Origin of the sequence: Microterricola viridarii (assembly GCF_900104895.1) — a bacterium.
Lineage (GTDB): Bacteria > Actinomycetota > Actinomycetes > Actinomycetales > Microbacteriaceae > Microterricola > Microterricola viridarii.
Genome location: NZ_LT629742.1, coordinates 538,696 through 561,537, shown reverse-complemented (window position 1 = coordinate 561,537; position 22,842 = coordinate 538,696). Strand labels below are relative to the sequence as shown.

At 71.4% G+C, this 22,842-nt stretch carries 23 protein-coding genes, 1 tRNA gene and 1 pseudogene; 8 read left to right on the top strand and 17 right to left on the bottom strand.

All coding sequences use genetic code 11. The features are described 5' to 3' along the window. Nucleotides 1-39: 39 nt before the first annotated feature. The 3 genes from BLT62_RS02650 to BLT62_RS02640 all read right to left on the bottom strand — a co-directional run bounded on the left by BLT62_RS02650 (nt 40) and on the right by BLT62_RS02640 (nt 2,400). A complete protein-coding gene (locus tag BLT62_RS02650; RefSeq protein WP_083362665.1) occupies nt 40-624 on the bottom strand; it encodes a GNAT family N-acetyltransferase in 585 nt (194 codons plus the stop codon). Next, complete coding sequence (locus BLT62_RS02645; RefSeq protein WP_083362664.1) at nt 621-1,460, bottom strand: inositol monophosphatase family protein; 840 nt, start codon at nt 1,458-1,460, stop codon at nt 621-623. The genes BLT62_RS02650 and BLT62_RS02645 overlap by 4 nt, the downstream gene beginning before the upstream one ends. 73 nt (nt 1,461-1,533) lie before the next feature. Beyond that, nucleotides 1,534-2,400, bottom strand: a complete 867-nt coding sequence (locus BLT62_RS02640) for an NAD(P)H-binding protein (RefSeq protein ID WP_083362663.1) — start codon at nt 2,398-2,400, stop codon at nt 1,534-1,536. 129 nt (nt 2,401-2,529) lie between these two features. On the opposite strand from BLT62_RS02640, the gene BLT62_RS02635 reads away from it, so the two are divergent. Beyond that, on the top strand, nt 2,530-2,928 hold the full coding sequence (locus BLT62_RS02635) for a winged helix-turn-helix transcriptional regulator (RefSeq protein ID WP_083362662.1): 399 nt from the start codon (nt 2,530-2,532) through the stop codon (nt 2,926-2,928). Between the two features lie 49 nt (nt 2,929-2,977). Here the strand turns inward: BLT62_RS02635 and BLT62_RS02630 are convergent, their stop codons facing one another. Beyond that, nucleotides 2,978-4,279 (bottom strand): glycosyltransferase, encoded by a 1,302-nt coding sequence (locus tag BLT62_RS02630; protein ID WP_083362661.1) that lies wholly within the window; start codon nt 4,277-4,279, stop codon nt 2,978-2,980. 110 nt (nt 4,280-4,389) lie between these two features. Here BLT62_RS02630 and BLT62_RS02625 point away from each other — a divergent pair, with 110 nt between their 5' ends. Beyond that, nucleotides 4,390-5,052 (top strand): TetR/AcrR family transcriptional regulator, encoded by a 663-nt coding sequence (locus tag BLT62_RS02625; RefSeq protein WP_083362660.1) that lies wholly within the window; start codon nt 4,390-4,392, stop codon nt 5,050-5,052. Between the two features lie 146 nt (nt 5,053-5,198). On the opposite strand, the gene BLT62_RS02620 is transcribed toward BLT62_RS02625, so the two are convergent. After that, nucleotides 5,199-5,804 carry a TetR/AcrR family transcriptional regulator gene (locus tag BLT62_RS02620; protein ID WP_172829614.1) on the bottom strand — a complete coding sequence of 202 codons (606 nt, stop codon included), beginning with the start codon at nt 5,802-5,804 and terminating at the stop codon, nt 5,199-5,201. Between the two features lie 196 nt (nt 5,805-6,000). On the opposite strand from BLT62_RS02620, the gene BLT62_RS02615 reads away from it, so the two are divergent. Further along, nucleotides 6,001-6,858 (top strand): alpha/beta hydrolase, encoded by an 858-nt coding sequence (locus BLT62_RS02615; protein WP_083362658.1) that lies wholly within the window; start codon nt 6,001-6,003, stop codon nt 6,856-6,858. Between the two features lie 58 nt (nt 6,859-6,916). Here the strand turns inward: BLT62_RS02615 and BLT62_RS02610 are convergent. Next, nucleotides 6,917-6,998 (bottom strand) — tRNA-Tyr (locus BLT62_RS02610). 227 nt (nt 6,999-7,225) lie between these two features. On the opposite strand from BLT62_RS02610, the gene BLT62_RS02605 reads away from it, so the two are divergent. Genes BLT62_RS02605 through BLT62_RS02595 form a run of 3 tightly spaced genes read left to right on the top strand, consistent with a single transcriptional unit; the run spans nt 7,226 to nt 9,508 of the window. Next, on the top strand, nt 7,226-8,245 hold the full coding sequence (locus tag BLT62_RS02605) for a LacI family DNA-binding transcriptional regulator (protein ID WP_083362657.1): 1,020 nt from the start codon (nt 7,226-7,228) through the stop codon (nt 8,243-8,245). Nucleotides 8,246-8,300: 55 nt separating this feature from the next. Beyond that, nucleotides 8,301-8,789 carry a YajQ family cyclic di-GMP-binding protein gene (locus BLT62_RS02600; protein WP_083362656.1) on the top strand — a complete coding sequence of 163 codons (489 nt, stop codon included), beginning with the start codon at nt 8,301-8,303 and terminating at the stop codon, nt 8,787-8,789. Further along, entirely contained in the window at nt 8,789-9,508 is a 720-nt protein-coding gene (locus BLT62_RS02595; RefSeq protein WP_083362655.1) for an NUDIX domain-containing protein, read from the top strand. The genes BLT62_RS02600 and BLT62_RS02595 overlap by 1 nt, the downstream gene beginning before the upstream one ends. A gap of 17 nt (nt 9,509-9,525) precedes the next feature. On the opposite strand, the gene BLT62_RS02590 is transcribed toward BLT62_RS02595, so the two are convergent. The 4 genes and pseudogenes from BLT62_RS02590 to ubiE form a co-directional block, all read right to left on the bottom strand. Then, on the bottom strand, nt 9,526-10,548 hold the full coding sequence (locus BLT62_RS02590; protein WP_083362654.1) for an alpha/beta hydrolase: 1,023 nt from the start codon (nt 10,546-10,548) through the stop codon (nt 9,526-9,528). Nucleotides 10,549-10,670: 122 nt separating this feature from the next. Next, entirely contained in the window at nt 10,671-12,059 is a 1,389-nt protein-coding gene (locus tag BLT62_RS02585) for an FAD-dependent oxidoreductase (RefSeq protein ID WP_083362653.1), read from the bottom strand. Between the two features lie 19 nt (nt 12,060-12,078). Beyond that, on the bottom strand, nt 12,079-13,182 hold the full coding sequence (locus BLT62_RS02580; protein ID WP_083362652.1) for a polyprenyl synthetase family protein: 1,104 nt from the start codon (nt 13,180-13,182) through the stop codon (nt 12,079-12,081). A 237-nt stretch (nt 13,183-13,419) separates the two neighbouring features. After that, nucleotides 13,420-14,214 (bottom strand): annotated as a pseudogene (ubiE, locus tag BLT62_RS02575) (bifunctional demethylmenaquinone methyltransferase/2-methoxy-6-polyprenyl-1,4-benzoquinol methylase UbiE); the annotation flags it as partial. Between the two features lie 82 nt (nt 14,215-14,296). Here ubiE and BLT62_RS02570 point away from each other — a divergent pair. Beyond that, the gene (locus BLT62_RS02570; protein WP_231919313.1) at nt 14,297-15,574 is read left to right on the top strand and encodes an isochorismate synthase; all 1,278 of its coding nucleotides are present in this window, start codon (nt 14,297-14,299) and stop codon (nt 15,572-15,574) included. 23 nt (nt 15,575-15,597) lie between these two features. Here BLT62_RS02570 and BLT62_RS02565 read toward each other — a convergent pair whose 3' ends face one another. From BLT62_RS02565 to BLT62_RS02550, 4 genes are all read right to left on the bottom strand, one after another. Then, complete coding sequence (locus BLT62_RS02565) at nt 15,598-15,888, bottom strand: VOC family protein (protein ID WP_083362650.1); 291 nt, start codon at nt 15,886-15,888, stop codon at nt 15,598-15,600. A gap of 73 nt (nt 15,889-15,961) precedes the next feature. After that, nucleotides 15,962-16,822 (bottom strand): PPK2 family polyphosphate kinase, encoded by an 861-nt coding sequence (locus tag BLT62_RS02560; protein ID WP_156786218.1) that lies wholly within the window; start codon nt 16,820-16,822, stop codon nt 15,962-15,964. 67 nt (nt 16,823-16,889) lie between these two features. Beyond that, a complete protein-coding gene (menD, locus tag BLT62_RS02555) occupies nt 16,890-18,728 on the bottom strand; it encodes a 2-succinyl-5-enolpyruvyl-6-hydroxy-3-cyclohexene-1-carboxylic-acid synthase (RefSeq protein WP_083362649.1) in 1,839 nt (612 codons plus the stop codon). After that, complete coding sequence (locus tag BLT62_RS02550) at nt 18,721-19,176, bottom strand: PLD nuclease N-terminal domain-containing protein (RefSeq protein ID WP_083362648.1); 456 nt, start codon at nt 19,174-19,176, stop codon at nt 18,721-18,723. The genes menD and BLT62_RS02550 overlap by 8 nt, the downstream gene beginning before the upstream one ends. Nucleotides 19,177-19,260: 84 nt before the next feature. Between BLT62_RS02550 and BLT62_RS02545 the strand changes: the two genes are divergently transcribed. Continuing rightward, the gene (locus tag BLT62_RS02545) at nt 19,261-19,581 is read left to right on the top strand and encodes a DUF4229 domain-containing protein (RefSeq protein ID WP_083362647.1); all 321 of its coding nucleotides are present in this window, start codon (nt 19,261-19,263) and stop codon (nt 19,579-19,581) included. A gap of 119 nt (nt 19,582-19,700) precedes the next feature. Here the strand turns inward: BLT62_RS02545 and BLT62_RS02540 are convergent, their stop codons facing one another. The 3 genes from BLT62_RS02540 to BLT62_RS02530 are packed head-to-tail and all read right to left on the bottom strand — an operon-like array spanning nt 19,701 to nt 22,828. Further along, nucleotides 19,701-20,663, bottom strand: a complete 963-nt coding sequence (locus BLT62_RS02540; RefSeq protein ID WP_083362646.1) for a 1,4-dihydroxy-2-naphthoate polyprenyltransferase — start codon at nt 20,661-20,663, stop codon at nt 19,701-19,703. Between the two features lie 51 nt (nt 20,664-20,714). Further along, nucleotides 20,715-21,908 (bottom strand): AMP-binding protein, encoded by a 1,194-nt coding sequence (locus tag BLT62_RS02535; RefSeq protein ID WP_083365266.1) that lies wholly within the window; start codon nt 21,906-21,908, stop codon nt 20,715-20,717. 8 nt (nt 21,909-21,916) lie between these two features. Beyond that, nucleotides 21,917-22,828 (bottom strand): 1,4-dihydroxy-2-naphthoyl-CoA synthase, encoded by a 912-nt coding sequence (locus BLT62_RS02530; protein ID WP_083362645.1) that lies wholly within the window; start codon nt 22,826-22,828, stop codon nt 21,917-21,919. Nucleotides 22,829-22,842 lie beyond the last annotated feature (14 nt).

Sequence of the window (22,842 nt, the reverse complement as noted above, 5' to 3'; positions counted from 1 at the left end):
TTCAATCACCCCCGGACGGGGGCAGTCCATTCGGGGGCATTACGCACCGCCGCCCGGCACCGGCCGAGCGACTCGATACAGCACGTGCGCGCTCAATCGGTCCGAGGCGGCCAGGGCCGGGTGGGCGAAATCGTCGGCCGGGTCGCGCGTCATCCCGATGCGCTCCATCACCCGCCGCGAGCGCAGATTGCCCGTCGCGGTGAACGAGACGATCTCGAGCAGGCCGAGCGTGTCGAAGCCGAAGGCGAGTGCCGCGAATGCCGCCTCGCTGGCGTAGCCGTTGCCCCACGAGTCGGCGGCCAGGCGCCAGCCCACTTCGACGGCCGGGTGCTCCGGAGAGGTGAAGTGCGCGGTGAAGCCCGGTCGGGAGAGGCCGACGAAGCCGATGAACTCCCCCGTGCCGCGCAGCTCGACCGCCCACAGTCCAAAGCCGTGCAGCTCGAAGCCCTGCTCGATGCGCTCGATCAGGGCATCGGATGCCGCGGCATCCAGCACCGCCGGGAAGTGCTCCATCACCCGCGGGTCGGCGTTGATGGCGGCGAACGGCGCCCGGTCGGCCTCGTTCCAGCGGCGCAGCAGCAGGCGCTCCGTCGTGAGCCGGGGGCCCGGAAGGTCGCCGCTCACTCCGCGGCCAGGAGGGCGCCGTGCAGCGCGGCGAACAGCTCGGGCTCCGCCGCGATCAGCAGATCGGCGGTCGCGGGGGCACCGTTCTGGCCGGCCACCTGAGCGCCGGCCTCGGCCGCGATGAGGGCGCCGGCCGCGTGGTCCCACGGGTTGAGGTGGCGCTCGTAGTAGCCGTCGAGCCGGCCGGCCGCCACGGCGCAGAGGTCCAGGGCAGCCGAGCCGACGCGGCGGATGTCGCGCACGAGCGGCAGCAGCGTGCGCAGCACCTCGGCCTGCGCCGCCCGGCGCCCGGCCGTGTAGGAGAAGCCGGTGCCGATCAGGGCGTGGGCGAGCTCGGCACCGCGGTTGACCAGCAACCGCTCGGGGGCGGCGTCCGGCGAGCCGACGTGCTCGAGCCAGGCCCCGCCGCCGGCTGATGCCACGAAGAGCTCGCCGGTGCTCGGCGCGTAGACCACTCCGGCGAGCGCCCGCCAGCCCGCGGTTGGCTCGGCGCCGGCGTCACCGGCCTCGCCCAACTCTCCGACGGCGATGCTGATCGCCCACGCGGGGCTGCCGTAGAGGTAGTTGACGGTGCCGTCGATCGGGTCGACGACCCAGACGAGGCCGGAACTGCCGGCCGCGGCATCCGACTCCTCCCCGTAGAAGGCGTCGTCGGGGCGCTCCAGCGCGATCAGGGCGCGGATCAGCGCCTCTGTCTCACGGTCGGCCGCCGTGACGATGTCGACGTCGCTCGATTTGCTCGCCGCCACGCTGACCCCCTCGCGCCGGCGCTCGGCCGCCAGGGCCCCGGCTTGAAGGGCGATCCGGCGGGCCATGTCCAACAGTTCAGCGCTCATGCCCCCACGCTACCCCGCCCCTCGAAAGCGGGGGCGGGGGCGTGCAAGCCCGGCGGCGCGGGCCGGGCGGATGCTAGGCGGCGAGCGTCTCACGCCCGGCCGCGAGGCCGTCGCGCAGCGGGGTGGTCGGTCGGCCGAGCAGCCGGGCGAGCTCGCCGTTCGTCTCGGCAAGCAGGCCGTCGCGGATGTTGCCGTCCAGCGCGACGACGAAGCCGGCCGTTCCGGCGTCGAGCCCGGCCTGCTCCAGGGCGGCCAGGTGCTGCTCCGGGGTGAGGCTGCGGTAGGCGACGGAGTGCCCGAGCAGCTCGGCGGCAACGGCGGCGAGCTCGGCGTGCGTCCATGCGACGTCGCCGCTCAGCTCGTAGACCTGGCCGACGTGGCTCGGGTCGGCCAGCGCAATCGCGGCGGCCTCGGCGTAGTCCGCGCGGCTGGCGCTCGCGACGAGGCCGTCGCCGACGCTGGCCACGATCTCGCCGCTGGCGGCCTGGTCGAGTGCGCCGGCGTAGTTCTCGGTGTACCAGCCGTTGCGCAGGATCGTTGCCGGGATGCCGGACGCCGCGATGAGCTCCTCCGTCGCCTTGTGCTCGGGGGCCAGGATCAGCGCGGACGTGGTGGCGTGCGGGGCGCTGGTGTAGACGAGGCGCGCGACGCCGGCCGTCTTGGCCGCGTCGATCACGGTGGCGTGCTGGGCGACCCTCTGGCCGACCTCGCTGCCGGAGATGAGCAACACCGCCTCGGCGCCGGCGAAGGCCCGCTCGAGTGCGGCCCCGTCGCTGTAGTCGGCGACGGCGGTGCGGATGCCGCGCGCGCCCAGTGCGGCCAGGCGCTGCTCGTTGCGGCCCGTGCCGACGATGTTCGCGGCGGGAACGCCGCGCTCGAGCAGCGCGTCGATGACGAGGGTGCCGAGCTGGCCTGTTGCTCCGGTGATGACGAGGGTCATGGTCTTCCTTTCGAGCCCGCCCAGACGGGCGGCGAGATCCGCGGCCGCTCCGGCCGCTTCCCGGTACAACCGGCATCGGTCCGGGATACTTCCCATCCGCAGGTACCCACCTTTTGGTAAGGTACATACGTGACGGTAAGAAATGTGCAGCTGCAGGCAATCCCGGGAACGACCGAGGGAATCTTCCCGGCGGCGTGCCCGAGCCGGACCGTTCTCGACCATGTCACGAGCAAGTGGGGCGTGCTCGTGCTGCTGGCGCTCTCGCGCGAGTCGCACCGCTGGGGCGAGCTCCGCCGCGGCATCGAGGGCATCAGCGAGAAGATGCTGGCGCAGACGCTGCGCACCCTCGAGCGCGACGGCTTCGTGCTGCGCGAGGCGCAGGCGGTGATCCCGCCGCGGGTCGACTACAGTCTCACCGCCCGTGGTCGGGAGCTCAGCGCGCACCTGTTGCCGCTGATGTCGTGGATCGACAGCAACGCGGCCGAGATCCTCGCCTCCGAGGCTCCCCCGACGAGCCAGACGGCCTAGCTGCCCAGCCGCCCGGCCACCCGGCCACCCGGCCGGCGAGCGCCCGGGCCTACCGGCGCACGGCGGCCTGGGCGGTCAGCGTCTGCACGACCTCCTCGAGCCCGGCCAACCCACTGGACGCGGTGATCTGCGCGCCAATCGCCCGGCTGCGCGCGGCGTAGCCCGGGTCGACCAGCACCGTGCGCACGGCGGCTGCGACGGCATCCGGCGCCGGCTTGTGGCTGCGCAGGTTCACGCCGACGCCCGCCCACTCCACGCGGGCGTTCACCTCAAGTTTGTCCTCGGTGGTGCCGGCGACCACGAGCGGCACCCCGTGCTCGAGCGCGTAGTGCACCCCGCCGTAGCCGCCGTTGCTGACGAACACGTCGGTGAGCGGCAGCAGCGCGTCGTAGGGCAGATACTCGGCGGCGCGCACGTTGGCGGGCAGCGGCTGCGGCAGACTCTCGACCGGGCGCCCGCCGGTGCTCACCAGCACCAGCACGTCCTCTCCGGCCAGCCCGCGCATGGCGGGCGCGATGAGCTCCTCGTAGTCCTTGTTCGCCACGGTGCCCTGGCTCACGTGCACGACGGGGCGGGAGCCGTCGAGCTCGCCCCACCACGCCGGCAGCGGCGTCACGCTCGGGGTGGTGCGCGAGACGGGCCCGACGAAGTGAACGGTCTCGGGCAGCTCGCGGCGCGGGTACTCGAAGTCGGCGACGGTGAACTGCACGATCGCGTCGGCCTGCGAGGCGCCGCTCATGAAGAAGACGTCGAGCGGGCGGCCCGTCGTGGCGAGGATCATCGCCGCGGCCTCCTTCTGCAGCCCGCCGAAGATGAACTTCTCGGTGACCACCCGGAGCGCGGCGTTGCGCAGGCGGCCGGCGAGGCCGGGCTTGGGCAGGATGCCGAGGCCGAATGGCGCCGTGTCGACGCTGCCCAGCCCGAGCGGGATGATGCCCAGGCTGACGATGGCGGGGCGCTCCGCCCGGGGGCGGGCCAGCAGCCCCATCGAGCCGATGAACATGCTCTCCACCAGGATGGCGTCGGTCGGCTCGGCGAGCACCGCCTCATCGACGGCTCGGATCTGGGCGGGCGCCGGCTTCAAGAAGATGTTGCTGATATCCCAGCGGATGCCGGGCACGCCGCTCTTGCCGACCCGTCCGGGGAACGCGGCATCCATGTTGGTGTCGTCGTAGTCGGCCTCCGCCGGCAGCTGCAGGTGCTCGGCGCCGGTGGCGGTCACGGCGTCGCGGTAGCGGGCGCCGGTCAGGAAGCGCACTCGGTGCCCCCGCGCCACCAGGTGGCGCGAGACGGCGAGCAACGGCGTGACGTGGCCGTGGACGGGGGTGCTGCAGATCAAGTAGGAGGTCATGACGCGTCTCTCAGAGATGGGGAAGATGGGCACCCGCCAGACCCGACTGGTGTGCGCACTAGAATTGTTTGTACCGCAGAAGTATTCACTACCTTGGGAGGCCAGTCAATATGTCGGATGAGATTGCCCCGCCCGCCACGCGCAGCTACAACTCCTCCCTGCGCGCCGGCCAGGCAGCCGAGACGCGACGCCGCATCCTCGAGGCCGCAGCCGAGTGCTTCTCGGCCACCGGCTACGGCGGCACCTCGCTCGCCGACATCGCGAGGGCCGCGGGCGTCTCCGTGGAGACCGTGAAGCTGAACGGCCCCAAGCGCGACCTGCTGCTGGCCGCCTTCGAGCAGAGCTTCGCCGGCCGCGAGGGGCGCGACTCGCTCGCCGACCACGAGCCCATCGCCGCCATCACCGAGACGGCGGATGACGCCGACTACCTCCGCGGGATCGTGCACTTCGTGGCCGAGGCCAACCGGCGCAGCAGCCGGCTCTGGGCCGCATTCCTCGCCGCCGCCTCGTCCGACTCGGTCGTCGCCGAGGAGCTCGCCGCTCTGCAGCAGCGACGCCGCGCCGACTTCCACACGCTCGTCGCCGTGCTGACCGAGCGCGGCATGGTGGCGGCCAGCGTTCCGCCAGCGCGCCTGGCCGAGGCGCTGTCCTTTCTCGTGTCACCGGAGAGCTACGGGCAACTGGTGCGGGAGTCCGGCTGGAGTCAGGCCGACTACGAGGCCTGGCTGGCACGCACGATCACCCTGCTCGCGCGGGAGGGCTGGCCGGCCTGAGGCAGCACGGCGGCGAAGCTGCGCGGGGAGCAAGGGGGCACCGGCGACTGTTCCCCCCTGTGCCGCCGGCACCAGCTCGCGTCCCCCGGCCGAGCGTGTCCCTTAGTACGATCGTACTATATTTTGTGTACAGCGCCAGATGCGGCTCACAGAAACCTCTGCGGGTCGATGACGCCGAGCAGGCGCAGTTGGCGCTGCAGCATCTCCTCGATTCGCTCGGGCAGGTCCTCGCGCTGGGTGAGCCGCTGCGAGGTCTCCTGCACCCCCGTGAAGGTGGCGACCAGGTGCCAGCCCTCCGTCTCGAAGTCGAGGCCGGGCGGGATGTCGCCGGCATCCGTCGCATCGCGCAGGCACTGCGCCATCACGGCCATCCAGCCGACGTAGGGCGTGGGGAAGACGACGGGGATGATGTCGTACTCGCGCACGAGGCGCACGGCGGCCCGCACGCGGACGTTGTCGCGGAAGGCCCGGGAGACGGCGCGGATCGAGGCGACGATCGCGGCGACCCCACGCGGCGGCGGGTCGACGGTGACCACGTTGGCGAACGGGGCCTGCGCGAACGTGGACTGCACAAGCGTGACGGCGATGTCGACCTTGGCCTTGAAGTGGTACTGCACCAGGCCCTTGCCGACGCCGGCCCGCTCGGCGATGCCGCCGATCGACGTGCCGGCGTAACCCCGGTCTGCGAACTCCTCTGCGGCCACCGCGAGGATGCGCTCCCGCGTCTCCACCGAGCGCGCTGTCGGAGCCATCATGTCGATCCAACTCCTCTGCGCGCCGTGGGTGGAGTCAAGTTTCGCAGAGCGGCCCCGCAGCGCGCTGTGAGGCCGCTCGAAAACCCGTGAATGCTACGCCCCCTGTTCAGGGGTCGTGGCGCGGCGTAACATCGTGCCGGGCGGAGCCGCCCATCCGGCATCACGGGCACTGCGCCCGAGGAAGAGGTCCACCGTGAGCAGCTTGACCGAATCGGAACAGCTCGAAGTCGCACGCGCCAATGAGTCGGAGGCCCGACCAGTGGTGTTCATCCACGGACTCTGGCTGCTCTCCAGCAGCTGGCAGAAGTGGCGGGAGCTGTTCGAGGACAACGGCTACGTCACCCTGGCGCCGGGCTGGCCGGACGACCCGGACAGCGTCGAGGCGGCGAGGAAGGACCCGGAGGTCTTCGCGAAGAAGATGGTCAAGCAGGTGACAGAGCACTACCTGGAGGCGATCTCGGCGCTCACCCAGCAGCCGGTTGTCATCGGCCACTCCTTCGGCGGGCTGATCGCGCAGAAGATCGCCGGCGAGGGGGCAGCCTCCTCGACGGTGTCCATCGACAACGCCCCGTTCCAGGGCGTGCTGACGCTGCCGCGCTCCTCGCTCAAGTCGGCGTTCCCGGTGCTGCGGAACCCGGCGAACGTCAACCGTGCCGTCGCGCTCACCTTCGAGGAGTTCACCTTTGGCTGGGCGAACAACCTCGACGAGGCGGAGGCGCGCGAGCTCTACGAGACCTACCACGTGCCCGCCTCCGGCGTCCCGCTGTTCCAGGCGGCCACGGCCAACCTCAACCCCTTCGCCGAGACGAAGGTCGACACCAAGGCGGATGCGCGCGGGCCGCTGCTGCTCATCTCCGGCGAGAAGGACAACACGGTGCCGCCGGCCATCGTCCACGCCAGCTACGAGCTGCAGTCGAAGAACCCGGGGGTAACCGAGCTCGTGACGATCCCGGGCCGCGGGCACTCGCTCACCATCGACTCCGGCTGGCGCGAGGTGGCCGACGAGGCGCTCGCCTTCGTGCTGAAGTACTCGCCGCCGCTCAGCGAGTAGCCCCGGCATCCGAGAACGAAAAAACCCCGGAATCTCAGTGATTCCGGGGTTTTGCCTGTGGCGAGTGAGGGATTCGAACCCCCGAATGCTGAGCAGTCTGATTTACAGTCAGATCCCTTTGGCCGCTTGGGTAACTCGCCAGTGCGCACCCGACCATATGTATCCACCTGACCGAAGACGCTCCACAATCATACGTATCAACGGCCATCTCGTGAAATTGAGGAAACAGCGAGTGGAAACCCGGGCGTTTCGGATGCCGTGGCGCCCGCCCCACCGACGGCGCGCGGGCGGCCCGGCGGCACCGCGACGGGGCCTCCTCGCTAGACTTCAGGCGTATCCCGCAGGCACAACGGAAGGTGGCCGCAGCATGGCCGGCATCGAAGAGGTGGCGAAGCTCGCCGGTGTCTCGACCGCCACCGTCTCGCGCGCGCTGAGCGGGAACGGCTCCGTCTCCGAGCCGACCAAGCTCAAGGTCGAGCTGGCCGCCGACGCGCTCGGCTACGTCGTCTCCTCGAACGCGTCGAGCCTGGCCTCCGGCCGCACCCGCAACATCGGTGTCGTGGTGCCGTTCCTCAACCGCTGGTTCTTCTCCACCGTGCTCGAGGGCGCCCAGCAGGCCCTGCTGCGCGACGGCTACGACGTCACCCTCTACAACCTGGCCGGCAACGGCAGCGAGCGGCAGAGCGTGTTCGAGCACTTCCTGCTGCGCCAGCGGGTCGACGCCGTCATCGCCATCTCGCTCGAGCTGACCGGCGACGAGGTCGCCCGGCTGCACCGGCTGAAAAAGCCGCTCGTCGGCGTCGGCGGGCCGATCCCCGGCGTCCGCACCCTCGCCGTCGACGACGCCGCCGTGGCCCGCCTGGCCACCGAGCACCTGATCGCCCTCGGCCACCGCCGCATCGGCCACATCGGCGGCGTGCTCGAACTCGACGTCGACTTCCACCTGCCGTCCAGCCGCCGCGTCGGCTATGAGAGCGCCCTGGTGGATGCCGGCCTGCCCGTCGACCCCGCCCTGTTCCGCCCGGCCGACTTCACGATCCAGGGCGGCTACCAGGCGGCGAAGCAGCTGCTCGGCAGCCCGCACGGCCGGCCGAGCGCGATCTACGCGGCCAGCGACGAGATGGCGATCGGCGCGATCCTCGCCGCGAAGGACCTCGGGTTGAGCGTGCCACGGGACGTCTCGATCATCGGCATCGACGACCACGACCTCGCCGACTTCTTCGGGCTGAGCACGGTGGCGCAGTACCCGCGGGCCCAGGGCGAGAAGGCGGTGCAGATGCTGATGGAGGAGCTGCACCCCGAGCGGAACTACCCCGTGCAGCCCTCGGTGGCGCTGCCGTTCGACCTGGTGGTGCGCTCCAGCACCGCCACGCCGCCCCCGGCGTAGCCGCACGGCCGCCTTGCCCCGCCCGCGAAAGCGCGCCGCGGGCTAACATCGAGGCATGGCTGATTCCACTTTTGACATCGTCTCCAAGGTCGACCCGATGGAGGGCGAGAACGCCCTGCACCAGGCCCAGAAGGAAGTTGCCCAGCGCTACGACTTCAAGAACGTCGGCGCCTCGATCGAGCAGAGCGGCGAGAAGGTCCTCATCAAGGCGAACAGCGAGGAGCGCGCCAAGGCGATCCTCGAGGTCTACGAGGCCAAGCTGATCAAGCGCGGCATCTCGCTGCGCAGCCTGGACGCCGGCGAGCCCTTCGCCTCCGGCAAGGAGTACCGCATCGAGACCTCGCTGAAGGCCGGCATCGACTCGGAGAACGCGAAGAAGATCAACAAGATCATCCGCGACGAGGCGCCCAAGAGCGTCAAGAGCCAGATCCAGGGCGACGAGCTCCGGGTCTCCTCCAAGAGCCGCGACGACCTGCAGGAGACCATGTCGCTGCTGAAGGGCAAGGACCTCGACGTCGCCCTCCAGTTCGTCAACTTCCGCTGATGACCGAGGAGCCGGCCTCGCCCGCGACGCCCGCCGATCAGGCGGAGCGCCCGGGTGGGGCCGGCATTCCCGGGCTCGACGTGCCCGACCGCCGCGGTCGCACCGGCCTCGACCAGGCCGGGCGGGGCCTCACCGGCAACCCGCGCGTGAACGTGCTCGACGTGCGCGTGCTCACCTCGAACTGGTTCGTCACCCGCTCCACCACCTTTGACTTCCAGCACAGCGACGGCCACGTCTCCGTCGAGGAGCGCGAAACCTACGACCGCGGCGACGGAGCCTGCATCCTGCTCTACAACGTGGCCAGGCGCACCGTGCTGCTGAGCCGCCAGTTCCGCTTCCCCGCCTACGTGAACGGGCATCCGGACGGCAACCTCATCGAGGTGGCCGCCGGCCTGCTCGACGACGACGCCCCGGAGCAGGCGATCCGGCGCGAGGCCGAGGAGGAGACCGGGCACACCATCGGCCCGGTCGAGCACGTGTTCGACGTGTTCATGAGCCCCGGCTCGGTCACCGAGCGGCTGCACTTCTTCGCGGCGCCCTACGACGAGGGCACGCGCTCCGGCGCCGGCGGCGGCCTGCAGGAGGAGGGCGAGGACATCGAGGCGCTCGAGCTCGGCATCGACGAGGCCCTCGCCATGATCGGCACCGACATCGTCGACGCCAAGACCATCATGCTTCTGCAGTGGTCGGCCCTCACGGGCCCCTTCGCCCGCGCCTAGGGCGCGGAGGGCGGATGTCAGCGCGGCAGGTAGCCGCGCAGCCAGCGGGTCATGGCGGCGAACGCAGCCTCGCGCACGGGCTTGGACGAGAGGATCACGTCGTGGATCGCGTCGTCCAGCCGTTCCACCGTCACGCTCGGGCCGAGCCGGAGCGAGCGCACCGCGATGTCGTCGACGACGAGCACGCTGTCGCTGGTGAGCATCGCCGGCGACCAGACCAGTGAGATGGTCGAGCGCGTCGACATCATGGAGAGCACAGGGACTCCGACGTCGATGCCCGCTGCGACGGTGCCGTGTCCGCGCAGCACGGCCTTCAGCCAGGCCGGGTGGATGGGGAAGCCGCGTTGCGGGCGCCACTGCTTGTTGTAGACCCACTCGCCATCGAGGTCCTTGGAGACGGTGCGCGTGTAGAAGCCGAGGTCGACGGTCGGCAGCGGCGCCAGCGGGGCCACCTTCGCGCCGAGGACGACGGCCGGGGCGATCACCTCGCGGCCGATGCCGCGCGCCTGGAACTCCAACCAGGGGCTGTTCAGCACGAGCGCCTGCGCCCGGCCGTGGTGCCGCGCCGCCCAGAGGCTGAGCGTGAGGCCCCCGGTGGAGTGCCCCATCAGGATCAGCGGCCGCCGCTTGTCGACGTGCACCCTGGGCCCGGGCTTGACCGCCCCGTGCCCCATGGCCTCCAACGCCGCCTCGATGTCCTCGTCGTAGATGCTCAGCTCGTCGACGAAGCCGGGCGTCTGGTGGGGCATCAGGCTGCGCCCGTACTTGCGCAGGTCGAGCGCGTAGAAGCGCGCCCCCATGCTGCGCCAGTACTCGGCGAGGTGGGTCTGGAAGAAGTAGTCCGACCAGCCGTGCACGTAGAGCACATCCGCGCCGTCGGCCGGTAGCGTGCGCAGGTCCAGCGGGCGCATGGCGGTGTAGCGCACGAGCGTCGCCACGACCTCGCCCTCCGCATCGGGCTTCAGCGGCAGCGTCAGCTGCTCGAAGTTGCCGCCCAGCACGTCGGGCACCCACTGCTCGGCCTTGCGCGAATCGGTCACGGGCCCACCCTAGTGCCCCGGCATCCGCCGCCGCCGAGAAAGGAAAGAGTGCCCAGATCCAGACGAGATCCTGGGGATCGTCCGTGCCTGGGCACTCTGTCCTGCAGTCGGGGCGAGGCGGCCTAGGCCTGCGCGGCGGCCTCGGTGCCGGTCGAGATGTCGACCATCTCCTCGCGCGGCACGACCTTGATGCGGGTCCGGCCCTGCGCCTCGCCGAGAGCCTTCTCGTGCTCGTCGAGGTTGTGCCAGCCGTCGAGGTCGGTGTAGCGGATGCCGCGCTCGTCGAGCATCTTGACGACGCTCTCCTCGTCGGGCTGCTCGGGGGTCCACCAGTTGCCGAGGTCGTTGATCAGGTGGCGCACCGTCTCCATGGCGTCGGACTTGGTGTGCCCGATCAGGCCGACGGGGCCGCGCTTGATCCAGCCGGTGGCGTAGACGCCGTACATCTGCTGGCTGTGGCCGGTATCCGGGTCCTTGACCAGCACCTGGCCCTCCCGGTTGGGGATGACGCCGCGCTTCTTGTCGAACGGCACGCCGGGCAGCGGCGATCCGAAGTAGCCGACGGCGCGGTAGATGGCCTGAATCGGGATCTCGCGGATCTCGCCGGTGCCCACGACGCCGCCTTCGCCGTCGGGCGCGGTGCGCTCGAAGCGGAAGCCGCCGACGTGGCCGTTGCCGTCGTCGAGCACCTCGAGCGGCTTGGCGAAGAAGTGCAGGTGCAGGCGGCGGCTGGCCTGGCCGACCTCGCGCTGGCGCCACTGGTTCAGCACCTTGTCGATGACGAAGACCTGCTTGTTGCCGGCGACGGCAGCGCGGGCCGCGTCGTCGTAGTCGAAGTCCTCGTCGTAGACGATCATGTCGACGTCGCGCAGTTCGCCGAGCTCGCGCAGCTCGAGCGGGGTGAACTTGACCGAGGTCGGGCCGCGGCGTCCGAACACGTGCACGTCGGTGACCGGAGACTCCTTGAGGCCGGCGTAGACGTTGTCGGGGATCTCGGTGACGAGCAGGTCGTCGGCGTGCTTGGCCAGGATGCGCGACACGTCGAGGGCGACGTTGCCGTTGCCGATGACGGCGACCTCGCGGGCCTCCAGCGGCCACTCGCGCGGGAAGTCGGGGTGGCCGTCGAACCAGCTGACGAACTCGGCGGCGCCGTAGCTGCCCTCCAGCTCGATGCCGGGGATGCTCAGGTCGGCGTCCTTGACGGCGCCGGTGGCGAAGATGACGGCGTTGTAGTGCCGCTTCAGGTCTTCGAGCGTGATGTCCTCGCCGAACTTGACGTTGCCGAAGATGCGGATGTCGCCGCGGTCGAGCACCTCGCGCAGCGCGTTGATGATGCCCTTGATGCGGGGGTGGTCCGGCGCGACGCCGTAGCGGACGAGGCCGTACGGCGCGGGCAGGGCGTCGAACAGGTCGATCGACACGTCGAAGGACTTCTCGGCCTTCAATAGGATGTCGGCGGCGTAGATGCCGGCGGGGCCGGCTCCTACGATGGCCAGGCGAAGCTTGGTCATGGGTTCGTCCTCACTTGAGCTAACTGGAACGCTCGACGATGGTGTCTGCAAAACGGGTCAGTGCTTTCTTGACGCTGCCGTCGGGCAGCGGGGCCAGCGCGGCCACGGCGTTGCGCGCCCAGCTGTGCGCCTCGGCCAGGGTGGATGCGGTGACGGCGTGCTCGCGCAGCTCGTCGACGAGGGCGGCGCTCTGTGCGACGGCCGCGGCGCGGAGAGCCGGGTCGCCGTCCGCGGCGGGCAGCGGGGTGCCGAGCACGTGCTCCTGGAGGCGCGCGAGCAGGTCGGCTGCCCCGGCATCCGTCAGTGCCAGCTCGCGCAGGCGCAGCAGCGGCAGGGTGACGACGCCGGCGTGCAGGTCGGTGCCGGGCACCTTGCCGGTCTCCTCCGGCTGCTGCGAGAGGTCGATGACATCGTCGATGAGCTGGAAGGCGACGCCGATGCGCTCGCCGAACTCGACGATGGGCCGCTCGAACGCGCTCGGCGCATTCGAGAAGATGATGCCTGCCTGGGCGGCGGCGGCGATGAGCGAGCCGGTCTTGTCGGCGAGGACGTTGATGTAGTGCTCGACCGGGTCGTCTTCGGGGTTCGGGCCGACGGTCTCATGCAGCTGCCCGAGGACGAGGCGCTCGAAGGTGTCGGCCTGCAGGCGGATGGCGCCCTCGCCGAGGCCGGCCATGAGCTGGCTGGCGCGGGCGAACAGCAGGTCGCCCGCGAGGATCGCGACGGAGTTGCCCCAGACGGTCTGCGCGCTGGGCACGCCGCGGCGCTTGTCAGCGTCGTCCATGACGTCGTCGTGGTAGAGCGAGGCGAGGTGGGTGATCTCGATGGCCTGGGCCGCCGTGATGACCTCGTCGGTGACGCCGTCGCCGAGGTGCGCGGTGAGCAGCGTCAGCATCGGGCGCACCCGCTTGCCGCCGGCGTTCAGCAGGTAGCGGGTGGTGACGTCGGCGATCGCGTCGGCGAACCGGACCTCGCGCAGCAGGCCCTCCTCGACCCGGTCGAGGCCGGCGTCGATCGATTTGGCGAGACTGCGGTCGGCGGATGTCGCAAGGATGCGGTCACTGAGACCGAGCTGCGATGCAAGGGCACTGCCGCGACGCACAACGGGGACACTCGGTTTCACTGTTACAGCCTAACGATTGCGATGTGTTTAGGATGCCGCGGTCTCGGGGGGCGACGCGGGAGGAGTTTCGGGGGTGCGGGGCTTGGCCGTGCTCGGCTTCGCCGGTGCGGGCTTGGCAGCGGCGGGCTTCGCCGGTGCGGGCTTCGCGGCAGCCGGCTTCACAGCGGCCGGCTTGGCGGCGGTAGCCTTCGCGGGTGCGGGCTTCGCGGCAGCGGGCTTAGCGGCAGCTGGCTTGGCAGTCGCCTGCTCGGCGGCCTTCGTCTCGGCGGCCGGGGCTGCGGCGGGCACAGCCTCGACGGCCGGGGCCTCCTGCGCGGCATCTGCGGCGGCGAGCGGCTTCACGCCGCGGTGCAGGGCGACGACGCCGAGGGTGAGGTTGCGGAACTCGACGCCGGTGAACCCGGCGCGGCGCAGCCACGAGGCGAGCGTGCGCTGGTCCGGCCACTCGCGGATCGACTCGTTGAGGTAGTCGTAGGCGGCGTCGTTGGTGCTGGCCAGCTTGACCAGGGTGGGCATGACGTAGCGCTGGTAGCAGCCATAGCCCCAGCGCACGAAGCCGACGGGAGGGGTGGAGAACTCGCAGATGACGACGCGGCCGCCGGGCTTGGTGACCCGGTAGAACTCGGCCAGGGCCTTCTCCGGCTCGACGACGTTGCGCAGGCCGAAGCTGATCGTGACGGCGTCGAACTCGTTGTCGGCAAAGGGCAGGGCCGTGGCATCCGCCTCGACGAACTCGATGTTCGACATGTGCGCCTGGCGCTTGCGGCCGACCTCGATCATGCCGGGCGAGAAGTCTCCGGCAACGACGTGCGCGCCGCTGGCGGCGAGGCTGGCGCTGGAGGTGCCCGTTCCTGCGGCCATGTCGAGGATGCGTTCGCCGCGCTTGGGACCGACCGCCTTGGTGGTTGCGACCCGCCACAGTGTGGCGTTGCCCATGCTCAAGACGGCATTCGTGCGGTCGTATCCCTCGGCGACCTCGTCGAACATGGCGGCAACTTGCGCCGGGCGCTTGCTCAGGTCTGCTTTGGTCACGTACTCAAGTGTATCGAGCATGGAGGGTTCTCCCTGAGAGTTACCGGGCATCGCCCAGCACGCAGGCCCGTAGTCTGGTGCGGTGACTGTTTCGGATGCTCGCCTGCCCGTTCTGCACGTGGAGACCTCGCCGTTGCCCGGACCCGTCGACGACCTGGCCGAGCTGGCCGCCCTCGTCGATGCGCGCGACCCGTTGCTCTGGCAGCGCCGCGGCGACGGTCTCGCCGGCATCGGGGAGATCCTGCGCCTCGAGTTTCACGGACCGAGCCGCTTCGCCGACGCGGCGGCCGCCTGGCGCACCATCGTCGACCGGGCCAGCGTCATCGACCCGCTCGGCGTGCCCGGCTCCGGCCTGCTCGCCTTCGGCGCCTTCGCCTTCTCGGCGTTCTCCGGCCAGAGCAGCGTGCTGATAGTGCCCGAGCTCATCGTCGGCAAGCGCGACGGTGCCTGCTGGGTCACCCGGGTGGGCACGGCGGATGCCGCGGCCGCGTCGACGCCCGCGCCGCCGACCGAGCTGCCCGCCGCACGGGCGTTCGGGGCCGAGTACTCGGTCACGCTCAGCCCCGGCTCCCTTGACGCGCAGGGCTACCTGGAGCTGGTGGGCGAGGCGATCGAGCGCATCAACCGGCACGAGGTGGGCAAGGTGGTGCTCGCCCGCGACCTCGTCGGCCAGCTGCCGCCCGGCGCTGACCTGCGCCGGGTGCTGCGGGTGCTGGCCGCCGGCTACCCGGACTGCTGGACCTACGCCGTCGACGGCCTCGTCGGATCCAGCCCGGAGACGCTGATCCGTGCGCACCACGGCGATCTGAGCGCGCGCGTGCTGGCCGGCACGATCTCCCGCGGCCCCGACCCGGCCTCCGACCAGGCCGCGGCCGTGGCCCTCGCCACCTCGGAGAAGGACAACGACGAGCACGAGTTCGCCGTGCAGAGCCTGCTGGCCACGTTGCGCCCGCACGCCACCCACGTCGCCGCCGACGAGGTGCCGTTCACGCTCAAGCTGCCGAACCTCTGGCACCTGGCCACCGATATCGAGGGCACGCTGAGCGACGGCTCGACCTCGCTCGACCTGATCGCCGCCCTGCACCCGACGGCCGCCGTCGCTGGCACGCCGACGGATGTCGCGCTCGCCCTGATCGACGAGCTGGAGCCGTTCGACCGTGGCCGCTACGCCGGGCCCGTCGGCTGGGTGGATGCGGCCGGCGACGGCGAGTGGGCGATCGCGCTGCGCTGTGCCCAGATCGACGCCGACGGCGGCATCCGCGCATATGCCGGTTGCGGCATCGTCGCGGAGTCGCAGCCGGAGCAGGAGCTCGCCGAGTCCCGGATGAAGTTCCGCCCGATGGTCGACGCCCTGCTCTAGCCGGCGCGGCCACTCCCGGTCAGTCACGCTCGGGCGGTCACGCTCGGGCGGCCACCGTCGCACCGAGCCCCGAACGGCTCGACCTTGTCGTTCGGCAGACCGTGCCTGGCGATGAACTCGAGGATGATGCCGTCGGGGCCGAGGAAGTAGACGGAGTGCCACGGCTCCCCCAGCGCGAACCCGCTCTCGCCGTCCAGCTCGATGACGGCTGTGCGTTCCAGGAGCCAGTGCCGCGCCGCGGCGAACTGGTTGCGCGGCACGGTGATCGCCAGGTGGTTGACGGGATGTGTGGCGGCGCCCGCGCCGAACGGCACGAAGCGCAGCTCGGTGCCGCCGATGCCTCAACCGAGGTTGAGATCAAGCCCGATCCGTAACCGCTTATGCCGGTTAGGACGCGGCGAGTCGCTTCTTCTCGTGCTCGACGTCGAAGTCCGCGACCGGCCAGCTCAAGTTCATGCCGCGCAAGGCATCCATCAGCAGCGATTGCACGGCGAGCCGGGCGTACCACTTCTTGTCTGCCGGGATCACATACCAGGGGGCATCCTGCGTTGACGTCCGGTCGAACATGACCTGGTACGCCTCCCGGTACTTCGGCCACAGCAGGCGCTCATCGATGTCGCCCGGGTTGAACTTCCAATGCTTCTCCGGGCGGGCGAGCCGATCCTGCAGCCGCTTCTTCTGCTCGTCGGCGCCGAGGTGCAGCATCACCTTGATGACGGTGGTGCCCTCGTCGACGAGCTGCCGCTCGAAGGCGTTGATCGCGTCGTAGCGGCGCTCGATCTCGGCGGCCGGGGCGAGCTCGCGCACCCGTCCGATCAGCACGTCCTCGTAGTGCGAGCGGTCAAAGACGCCGATCATCCCGGCCCCTGGTGCGTGCGGGCGGATGCGCCAGAGGAAATCGTGGGCGAGCTCCTCGTCCGTCGGCTTCTTGAAGGCGGTGATCTGCACGCCCTGCGGGTCGACGGCGCCGATGACATGGCGGAGGATCCCGCCCTTGCCAGCGGTGTCCATCGCCTGCAGCACGAGCAGGATCTTGCGCTCATCGCCGAGTCGGCTGTTCGCGAAGAACATCTCCTGCAGTTGGTCGAACTCGGCAGCGCCCGCTGCGAGGTCATCGCCGGCGCTCTGCTTGTCGCCGCGGTAGCCGGGGGCCGAGTCGGTGTCGACGTCGGCCAGCACGAAGCCGGGGCCCACCCGCAGGCTCTCGCCCGGCTCCGCGTCCCAGATGCTCTCTGCTGCATGGCCCACGATGGCTCCCCTCGGTTGCGTAGGGCCATCTTGCCGCGTGCCGGTGCCCGCCGCTAGGGCGGCACGGTCAGCGGGGCAGCGGAACCTCGATGATCGTCGGGCCGGTGACGGCCGCGGTGAGCGCCTCGCTCAGGCCGCCGCGGGTGGTCACGCGGGTGTGCGCCCACCCTGCGGATGCCGCGACGGCGGCGAAGTCGGTGTCCTGCGGCGTGTACTGCACCCGGTCGAAGGCGTCCACGGGTGCGCGCTGGGCCACCTCGAGGGAGTCGAAGATGGTGCCGCCGCCGTCGTTGCCGATGATCAGCTGCAGCCGGGGGCGTTCCTCCCCCACCCCGAGGAAGAGCGAGGAGACGTCGTGCAGGGCGGCGAGGTCGCCGAGCACGACGCGCACCAGGCCCGCGCCCTCCGGCGCGGCCAGGGCGATGCCGATCGCGGTGGCGATGGTGCCGTCGATGCCGGCGAGGCCGCGGTTGGCGTGCACGGGGATCTTCTTGCCCGGCACGACGCGATCGGCCTCGCGGATGAGCCGGCTGGCGCCGAAGACGAGCCGGTCCATGGGCCAGCTGGCCGCCCAGACGGCCTGCATGAGGCTGCTGCGGGTGAGCGGAGCCCGGATCGCGCGAAACTCGGTGGCGACGTACTCGCGCTGCGCCGCGAAATTCTCGACGTGGCCGCCGAGGGCGACCCCACTGCGCAGCGGCGCGGCGGCGGCATCCGCGTCGGCCGTCGCGGCGGAGCCGGCCGGGCTCTCGGCCGCGTCTCGGATGCTCCGGCTGGCGTGCACCCAGCGGCCGACCCAGCGGCGCTCCTCGGCACTGGCGGCGCCGTCGTCGGTGTGCACGGCGAATGCGCGCTGGGCGGAGCGCGACGGGTTGAACCACTCGCGGCCGACGGGGTCGACGACGACGGTCTCGACGCCGGGCCGGGCGATCAGGGCCGGCACCTCGCGGCTGAGCGTCGGGTGGCCGAAGACGATGACGCGGTCGACCTGCTCGCCGAACTCCGGCGCCCACTCGGGCGAGCCGAGCAGTTCGCGGGCGGCGACGACGAGGTTCGGGCCGAAGCGGGAGCCGCTGGACACCTCGGCGAGCAGCGGCCAGTGCCCGGCGCGGGCGAACGCCTCGGCCTCCGGGCCGGCGCCGGCCCCGGCGACGACGACGGTGCCGATGCGCCGCTCGATGTGCGTCGGCTCGGCGACCGGGTCGCCCGCCGGCAGGGCGGATGCCGCGGCCGGCAGCGCCGCGCGGGCGGTCTCGGCGTCCAGCTCGGCCCGGAACCGGTCGAGCGCGGCGGGCGGGATTGGCGCGGAGAGCGGCTCGCGCAGCGCCAGGTTGAGGTGCACGGGACCGGGCTCCGGCGTGCCAACCGCGAACTCGAAGGCGCGCGCCGCGAGGGCGGCGGCGGTGCCGGCATCCGTCGCCTCGTCGGGGGCGTCGAGGTCTGCCGCCAGGCGCGCGGCGGGCCCGAACAGCCCATCCTGCAGGGTGGTCTGGTTGGCGCGGATGCCGCGGAGTTCGTGCGGCCGGTCGGCGCTCAGCACCAGCAGCGGCACCCGGCCGTGGTGGGCCTCGAGCACGGCGGGATGCAGATGGGCCGGCGCGCTGCCGGAGGTGGTGATCACTGCGGCGGGCACCCCGGACTCGACGCCGATGCCGAGGGCCGTGAAGCCGGCGCTGCGCTCGTCGATCCGCACATGCAGCTGCACGGCGCCGAGGCGCTCCAGCTCTGCGGCGGCCAGCGCCAGCGCCTGCGAGCGCGAGCCGGGGCTGACAACCAGGTGGCGCACGCCTCGGCGCACCAGCTCGGTGAGCAACGCCCAGGCGAAGTCAGTGGCCGGGCTGCCGCTGCCCGCGGGCTCGGCGGCGCTCAGTGCCGGCTGAAGCCCAGATTCGGTGCGCTCAGGCATCCCGCGAGCCGGAGGGGCCGGGGGCGTCGCCAGTCTCGTCGTTGCCGCCCGGGGTTGCGGCGCCGGGGCCGGTGCCGGGGGTGGTGCCGGGCCGGGGGCCCGCGTTCGGTGTGCCGGGGCGGGGCGTGCCGCCGTCGAGGTCGGAGAGCTCCTGCTCGAGCCTGCGGATGCGCTGCTCCTGCTGGGCGTCTCGGCCGAGCTGGCCGAGGAACTCGAGGTCGTCGTCCGGGGCCACGGTGCGGGGGCCGCGCGGCGAGGAGCCTCGGCGGCCGCGTCCGACGACGAACCAGAGCAGGGCGCCGATCACGGGCACGAAGAGGATGGCCAGAATCCAGGCGAAGCGGGGAAGGCCCCTGATGCGGCTGCGGTCGAAAAGCGCGGCGTCGACGAGCGCGTACACCGTGAGCACCACGGCCGCGACTGCGAGTCCAAACAGCAGGCGGGTCATGCCCCCAGTCTAGGCCGCGAAGTGTGGGAGCAAGCTGGCGGTCTGCCCGGCAGGCGTCCAGCGGCTCTCGCCTACACTGAAAGGGTGAATAAGCGCTCCTGGATCACCTTTACCGTCGTACGGCTGCTGGCCTTCTTTGTGCCGTTGATCGTGCTGCTGTTCATTCAGGTGAACCCGTGGATCGCCACCGTGCTGGCCGCCGTGATCGGCCTGTGCGTCTCGTTCATCTTCTTCCGCAAGCCGCGTGAGAGCGTCGCCCGCGAGCTTTACGAGGTGCGTCACGCCGAGAAGGCGCCCGTCCGCGAGGACGACGAGGTCGAGGATGCCGTTCTCGATGCGCTCGACGAGGCCCCCGCCGCCCCGGCCGCCGAGACCCCCGCAACCCCCGAGTCGCGCCAGAGCTAGCTGCAGCGCGGTGCCCGCGCCGCAGCATCCGCTTCAGAAAAACAGGAGGAGAGCCCCACCGGGCCGCATGTGCGGCCGGCCGGGCTCTCCTCCTGTTTTTTGCGTGGAACCGGGGGCGCCTAGAAGGCGAATGCGGCCCCGAGCGCCAGGCCGTAGCCGAGCGCCGTGAAGCTGGTGAGCTTGAGCGCCAGGATCAGCTCGGGCGCCGTCTTCGCCGTCGCGGCGATGATGCCAGCCGGCAGGGCCAGCAGCAGCACGAAGAACGTCAGCCAGGCGAGCGGGTAGAACAGCGCGAAGAAGCCGGCGATCGCGAACGGCACGAACAGGAACACGCAGAACAGCACCTTGCCGGCGCGCGGCCCGACGAGCACGGCGAGGGTGCGCTTGCCGGCGGCAGTGTCCGGGGCGACGTCGCGCAGGTTGTTGACCATCAGCACCGCGCAGGCGATGAGCCCGATCGCGATGCCGCTGAGCCAGCTCTCGGTGTTGATGGCGCCGGCCTGCACCCAGGTGGTGCCGCAGGTGGCGACGAGGCCGAAGAAGACGAAGACGAAGACCTCGCCGAGGCCGTAGTAGCCGTAGGGGTGCTTGCCGCCGGTATAGAACCAGGCGGCGGCGATGGCGGCGGCGCCCACGGCGAGCAACCACCACTGCTGGGTGATGAGCACGATCGCGAGGCCGGAGAGCGCGGCGAGGCCGAAGAAAGCGAAGGACACCACGAGCACCTGCTTGGCGGCGGCCGCCCCGGAGCCGGTCAGCCGGGCCGGGCCGATGCGGTGGTCGTCGGTGCCGCGGATGCCGTCGGAGTAGTCGTTGGCGTAGTTCACGGCGATCTGCAGGCAGAGGGCGACGACGAGGCAGAGCACCGCGAGCACGGGTTCCCAGTGCCCGTTGCCGTTGGCGACGACGGCCGCCCCGGTGCCGAGCGCGACCGGCGCGATGGCCAGCGGCAGCGTGCGGAGCCGGGCCCCGGAGACCCAGTCACCGGCCGTCGCGCCCTGCGCCCGGGCCGGCGTCTTGCCGCCGTTCTTGCCTGCTCCGTTTTTCCCTGCGCCGGGTCGTCCCGTCGCTGCCGGATTCATTCGCTGTTGCTTGGGCCTCGAGGGCCGGGAGGATGCTGCCACACCCCCATGCTAATCCCGGGTTCGCGCACCATCCGCTGCGATCAGCCGGGCGAGTGCGGCGCGATCGAGTTTGCCGGACGGCAGCTGCGGCAGTTCGGCGACGGTGTGCAGGGCGCGCGGCCGGGCCGCGGGGCCGAGGGCGGCTGCCACGGCCGCACGCACGCGCTCGAGGTCGGCGCCGTCGCCGGTGTCGGCGGCATCCGCCCTGGCCACGACGATCGCCTGCCCCCACACCGGGTCGGCCAGGGCGACGGCGACGGCGGACTCGAAGCCGCGCTGGCCGTGCAGCACACGCTCGACGGCCTCGAGCGAGACCTTCTCTCCCCCGCTGATGATGACGTTGTCGGAGCGGCCGAGCACGCGCAGCCGCCCGTCGACCAGCTCACCGAGGTCGCCGGTGCGGTAGCGGCGGTCGCCGTGGTGCTCGGTGAAGGCGGATGCCGTCCGCTCGGCGTCCAGGCTGCCGTCCGCGGCCAGGTAGCCCTCGGCCAGCATCGGTCCGCCGAGCTCGATCAGCCCGCCGTCGCCCGGTACACCCTCGAGGTGCAGCCGGGTGCCGTGCAGCGGCACACCGTTGTAGACGCAGCCGCCGGCCGTCTCGGAGGAGCCGTAGGTGCGCGTCACGCGGAGGCCGAGCGCCTCGGCGCGAGCGATCAGTGCGGGCGGCGTGGCCTGGCCGCCGACCAAGATCCGGTCGAAGCGGCGCGCGGCTGCGAGCACAACGGTGTCGGCCTCGGCCGCCTCGACCACCCGGGCCAGCTGCACCGGCACCAGCGAGACGAAGCGCAGCGGGGCGTCCATCCGGGCGGCGTGCTCGGCGAAGACGAGCGGGTCGAAGTGCCCGGCGGGCAGGATCACGGGCTCGGTCTCGGCGACGATGGAGCGCACCAGCACCTGCGCACCGGCGATGTAGTGCGTCGGCAGGGCCAGCAGCCACTGGCCGGCGCCGCCGAGGGCAGCCGCGGAGGCCGCCGCCGAGGCCAGCAGCGCGTCGGTGCTGAGCGCGACCCGCTTCGGGGTGCCGGTGGAGCCGGACGTCTCGATCACCAAGGCGACCCGGCGCGGCACGCGGGTTTCGACGGCCTCGCCCAGCGGCGCCGCCGCGGGCAGCACGGCGGGGCCGTCGCCGGAGAGCGCCGCGCGCAGCGCCAGCAGCACGGCGTGCGCCGCCGCGCCGTCCATCACCCGGAGGGGCCTGGTCATCATGCGGCCTAGAACTGCCAGGGGTACGGCGACCAGTCGGGTTCGCGCTTCTCCAGGAAGGAGTCGCGGCCCTCGACGGCCTCGTCTGTGCCGTAGGCCAACCGGGTGGCCTCGCCGGCGAAGACCTGCTGGCCGACCAGTCCGTCGTCAACCGCGTTGAATGCGAACTTCAGCATGCGGATCGCGGTCGGCGACTTGGTGAGAATCTCCTGCGCCCACTCGAGCGCGACGGCCTCAAGCTCGGCGTGCGGCACGACGGCGTTCACCGCGCCCATCTCGTAGGCGCGCTGCGCCGAGTACTCGCGGGCCAGGAAGAACACCTCGCGGGCGTTCTTCTGCCCGATCTGGCGGGCGAAGTACGCGCTGCCATAGCCGGCGTCGAAGCTGCCGACGTCGGCATCCGTCTGCTTGAACTTGCCGTGCTCCTCGCTGGCGATGGTGAGGTCGCACACGACGTGCAGCGAGTGCCCGCCGCCGGCCGCCCAACCGGGGACCACGGCGATGACGACCTTGGGCATGAAGCGGATCAATCGCTGCACCTCGAGGATGTGCAGGCGGCCAGAGCGGGCGGCGTCGATGCCGGATGCCGTCTCACCCTCGGCGTACTTGTAGCCGTCGCGGCCGCGGATGCGCTGGTCGCCGCCGGAGCAGAACGCCCAGCCGCCGTCCTTCGGGCTCGGCCCGTTGCCGGTCAGCAGCACGACGCCGATGCGCGGGTTGACCCGGGCGTCCTCCAGCGCGGCGTAGAGCTCGTCGACGGTGCGCGGCCGGAACGCGTTGCGCACCTCGGGCCGGTTGAAGGCGACGCGCGCCACCCGGCCGTCGAGGCTCTGGTGGTAGGTGATGTCGCTGAGCGCCTCGAATCCGGGCACCTCGCTCCACTGGCTCGCGTCGAAGATCTCGGAAACCTGGGCAGTCATGCTCCCAGCCTATG

What these genes read in the sequence shown, in the direction of transcription:
- BLT62_RS02645 (WP_083362664.1), bottom strand. Translation starts at nt 1,460, where the DNA reads ATGAGCGCTGAACTGTTGGACATGGCCCGCCGGATCGCCCTTCAAGCC.
- BLT62_RS02640 (WP_083362663.1), bottom strand. Translation starts at nt 2,400, where the DNA reads ATGACCCTCGTCATCACCGGAGCAACAGGCCAGCTCGGCACCCTCGTC.
- BLT62_RS02630 (WP_083362661.1), bottom strand. Translation starts at nt 4,279, where the DNA reads ATGACCTCCTACTTGATCTGCAGCACCCCCGTCCACGGCCACGTCACG.
- BLT62_RS02625 (WP_083362660.1), top strand. Translation starts at nt 4,390, where the DNA reads ATGTCGGATGAGATTGCCCCGCCCGCCACGCGCAGCTACAACTCCTCC.
- BLT62_RS02620 (WP_172829614.1), bottom strand. Translation starts at nt 5,804, where the DNA reads ATGGCTCCGACAGCGCGCTCGGTGGAGACGCGGGAGCGCATCCTCGCG.
- BLT62_RS02605 (WP_083362657.1), top strand. Translation starts at nt 7,226, where the DNA reads ATGGCCGGCATCGAAGAGGTGGCGAAGCTCGCCGGTGTCTCGACCGCC.
- BLT62_RS02600 (WP_083362656.1), top strand. Translation starts at nt 8,301, where the DNA reads ATGGCTGATTCCACTTTTGACATCGTCTCCAAGGTCGACCCGATGGAG.
- BLT62_RS02595 (WP_083362655.1), top strand. Translation starts at nt 8,789, where the DNA reads ATGACCGAGGAGCCGGCCTCGCCCGCGACGCCCGCCGATCAGGCGGAG.
- BLT62_RS02585 (WP_083362653.1), bottom strand. Translation starts at nt 12,059, where the DNA reads ATGACCAAGCTTCGCCTGGCCATCGTAGGAGCCGGCCCCGCCGGCATC.
- menD (WP_083362649.1), bottom strand. Translation starts at nt 18,728, where the DNA reads ATGCCTGAGCGCACCGAATCTGGGCTTCAGCCGGCACTGAGCGCCGCC.
- BLT62_RS02550 (WP_083362648.1), bottom strand. Translation starts at nt 19,176, where the DNA reads ATGACCCGCCTGCTGTTTGGACTCGCAGTCGCGGCCGTGGTGCTCACG.
- BLT62_RS02540 (WP_083362646.1), bottom strand. Translation starts at nt 20,663, where the DNA reads ATGAATCCGGCAGCGACGGGACGACCCGGCGCAGGGAAAAACGGAGCA.
- BLT62_RS02535 (WP_083365266.1), bottom strand. Translation starts at nt 21,908, where the DNA reads ATGACCAGGCCCCTCCGGGTGATGGACGGCGCGGCGGCGCACGCCGTG.
- BLT62_RS02530 (WP_083362645.1), bottom strand. Translation starts at nt 22,828, where the DNA reads ATGACTGCCCAGGTTTCCGAGATCTTCGACGCGAGCCAGTGGAGCGAG.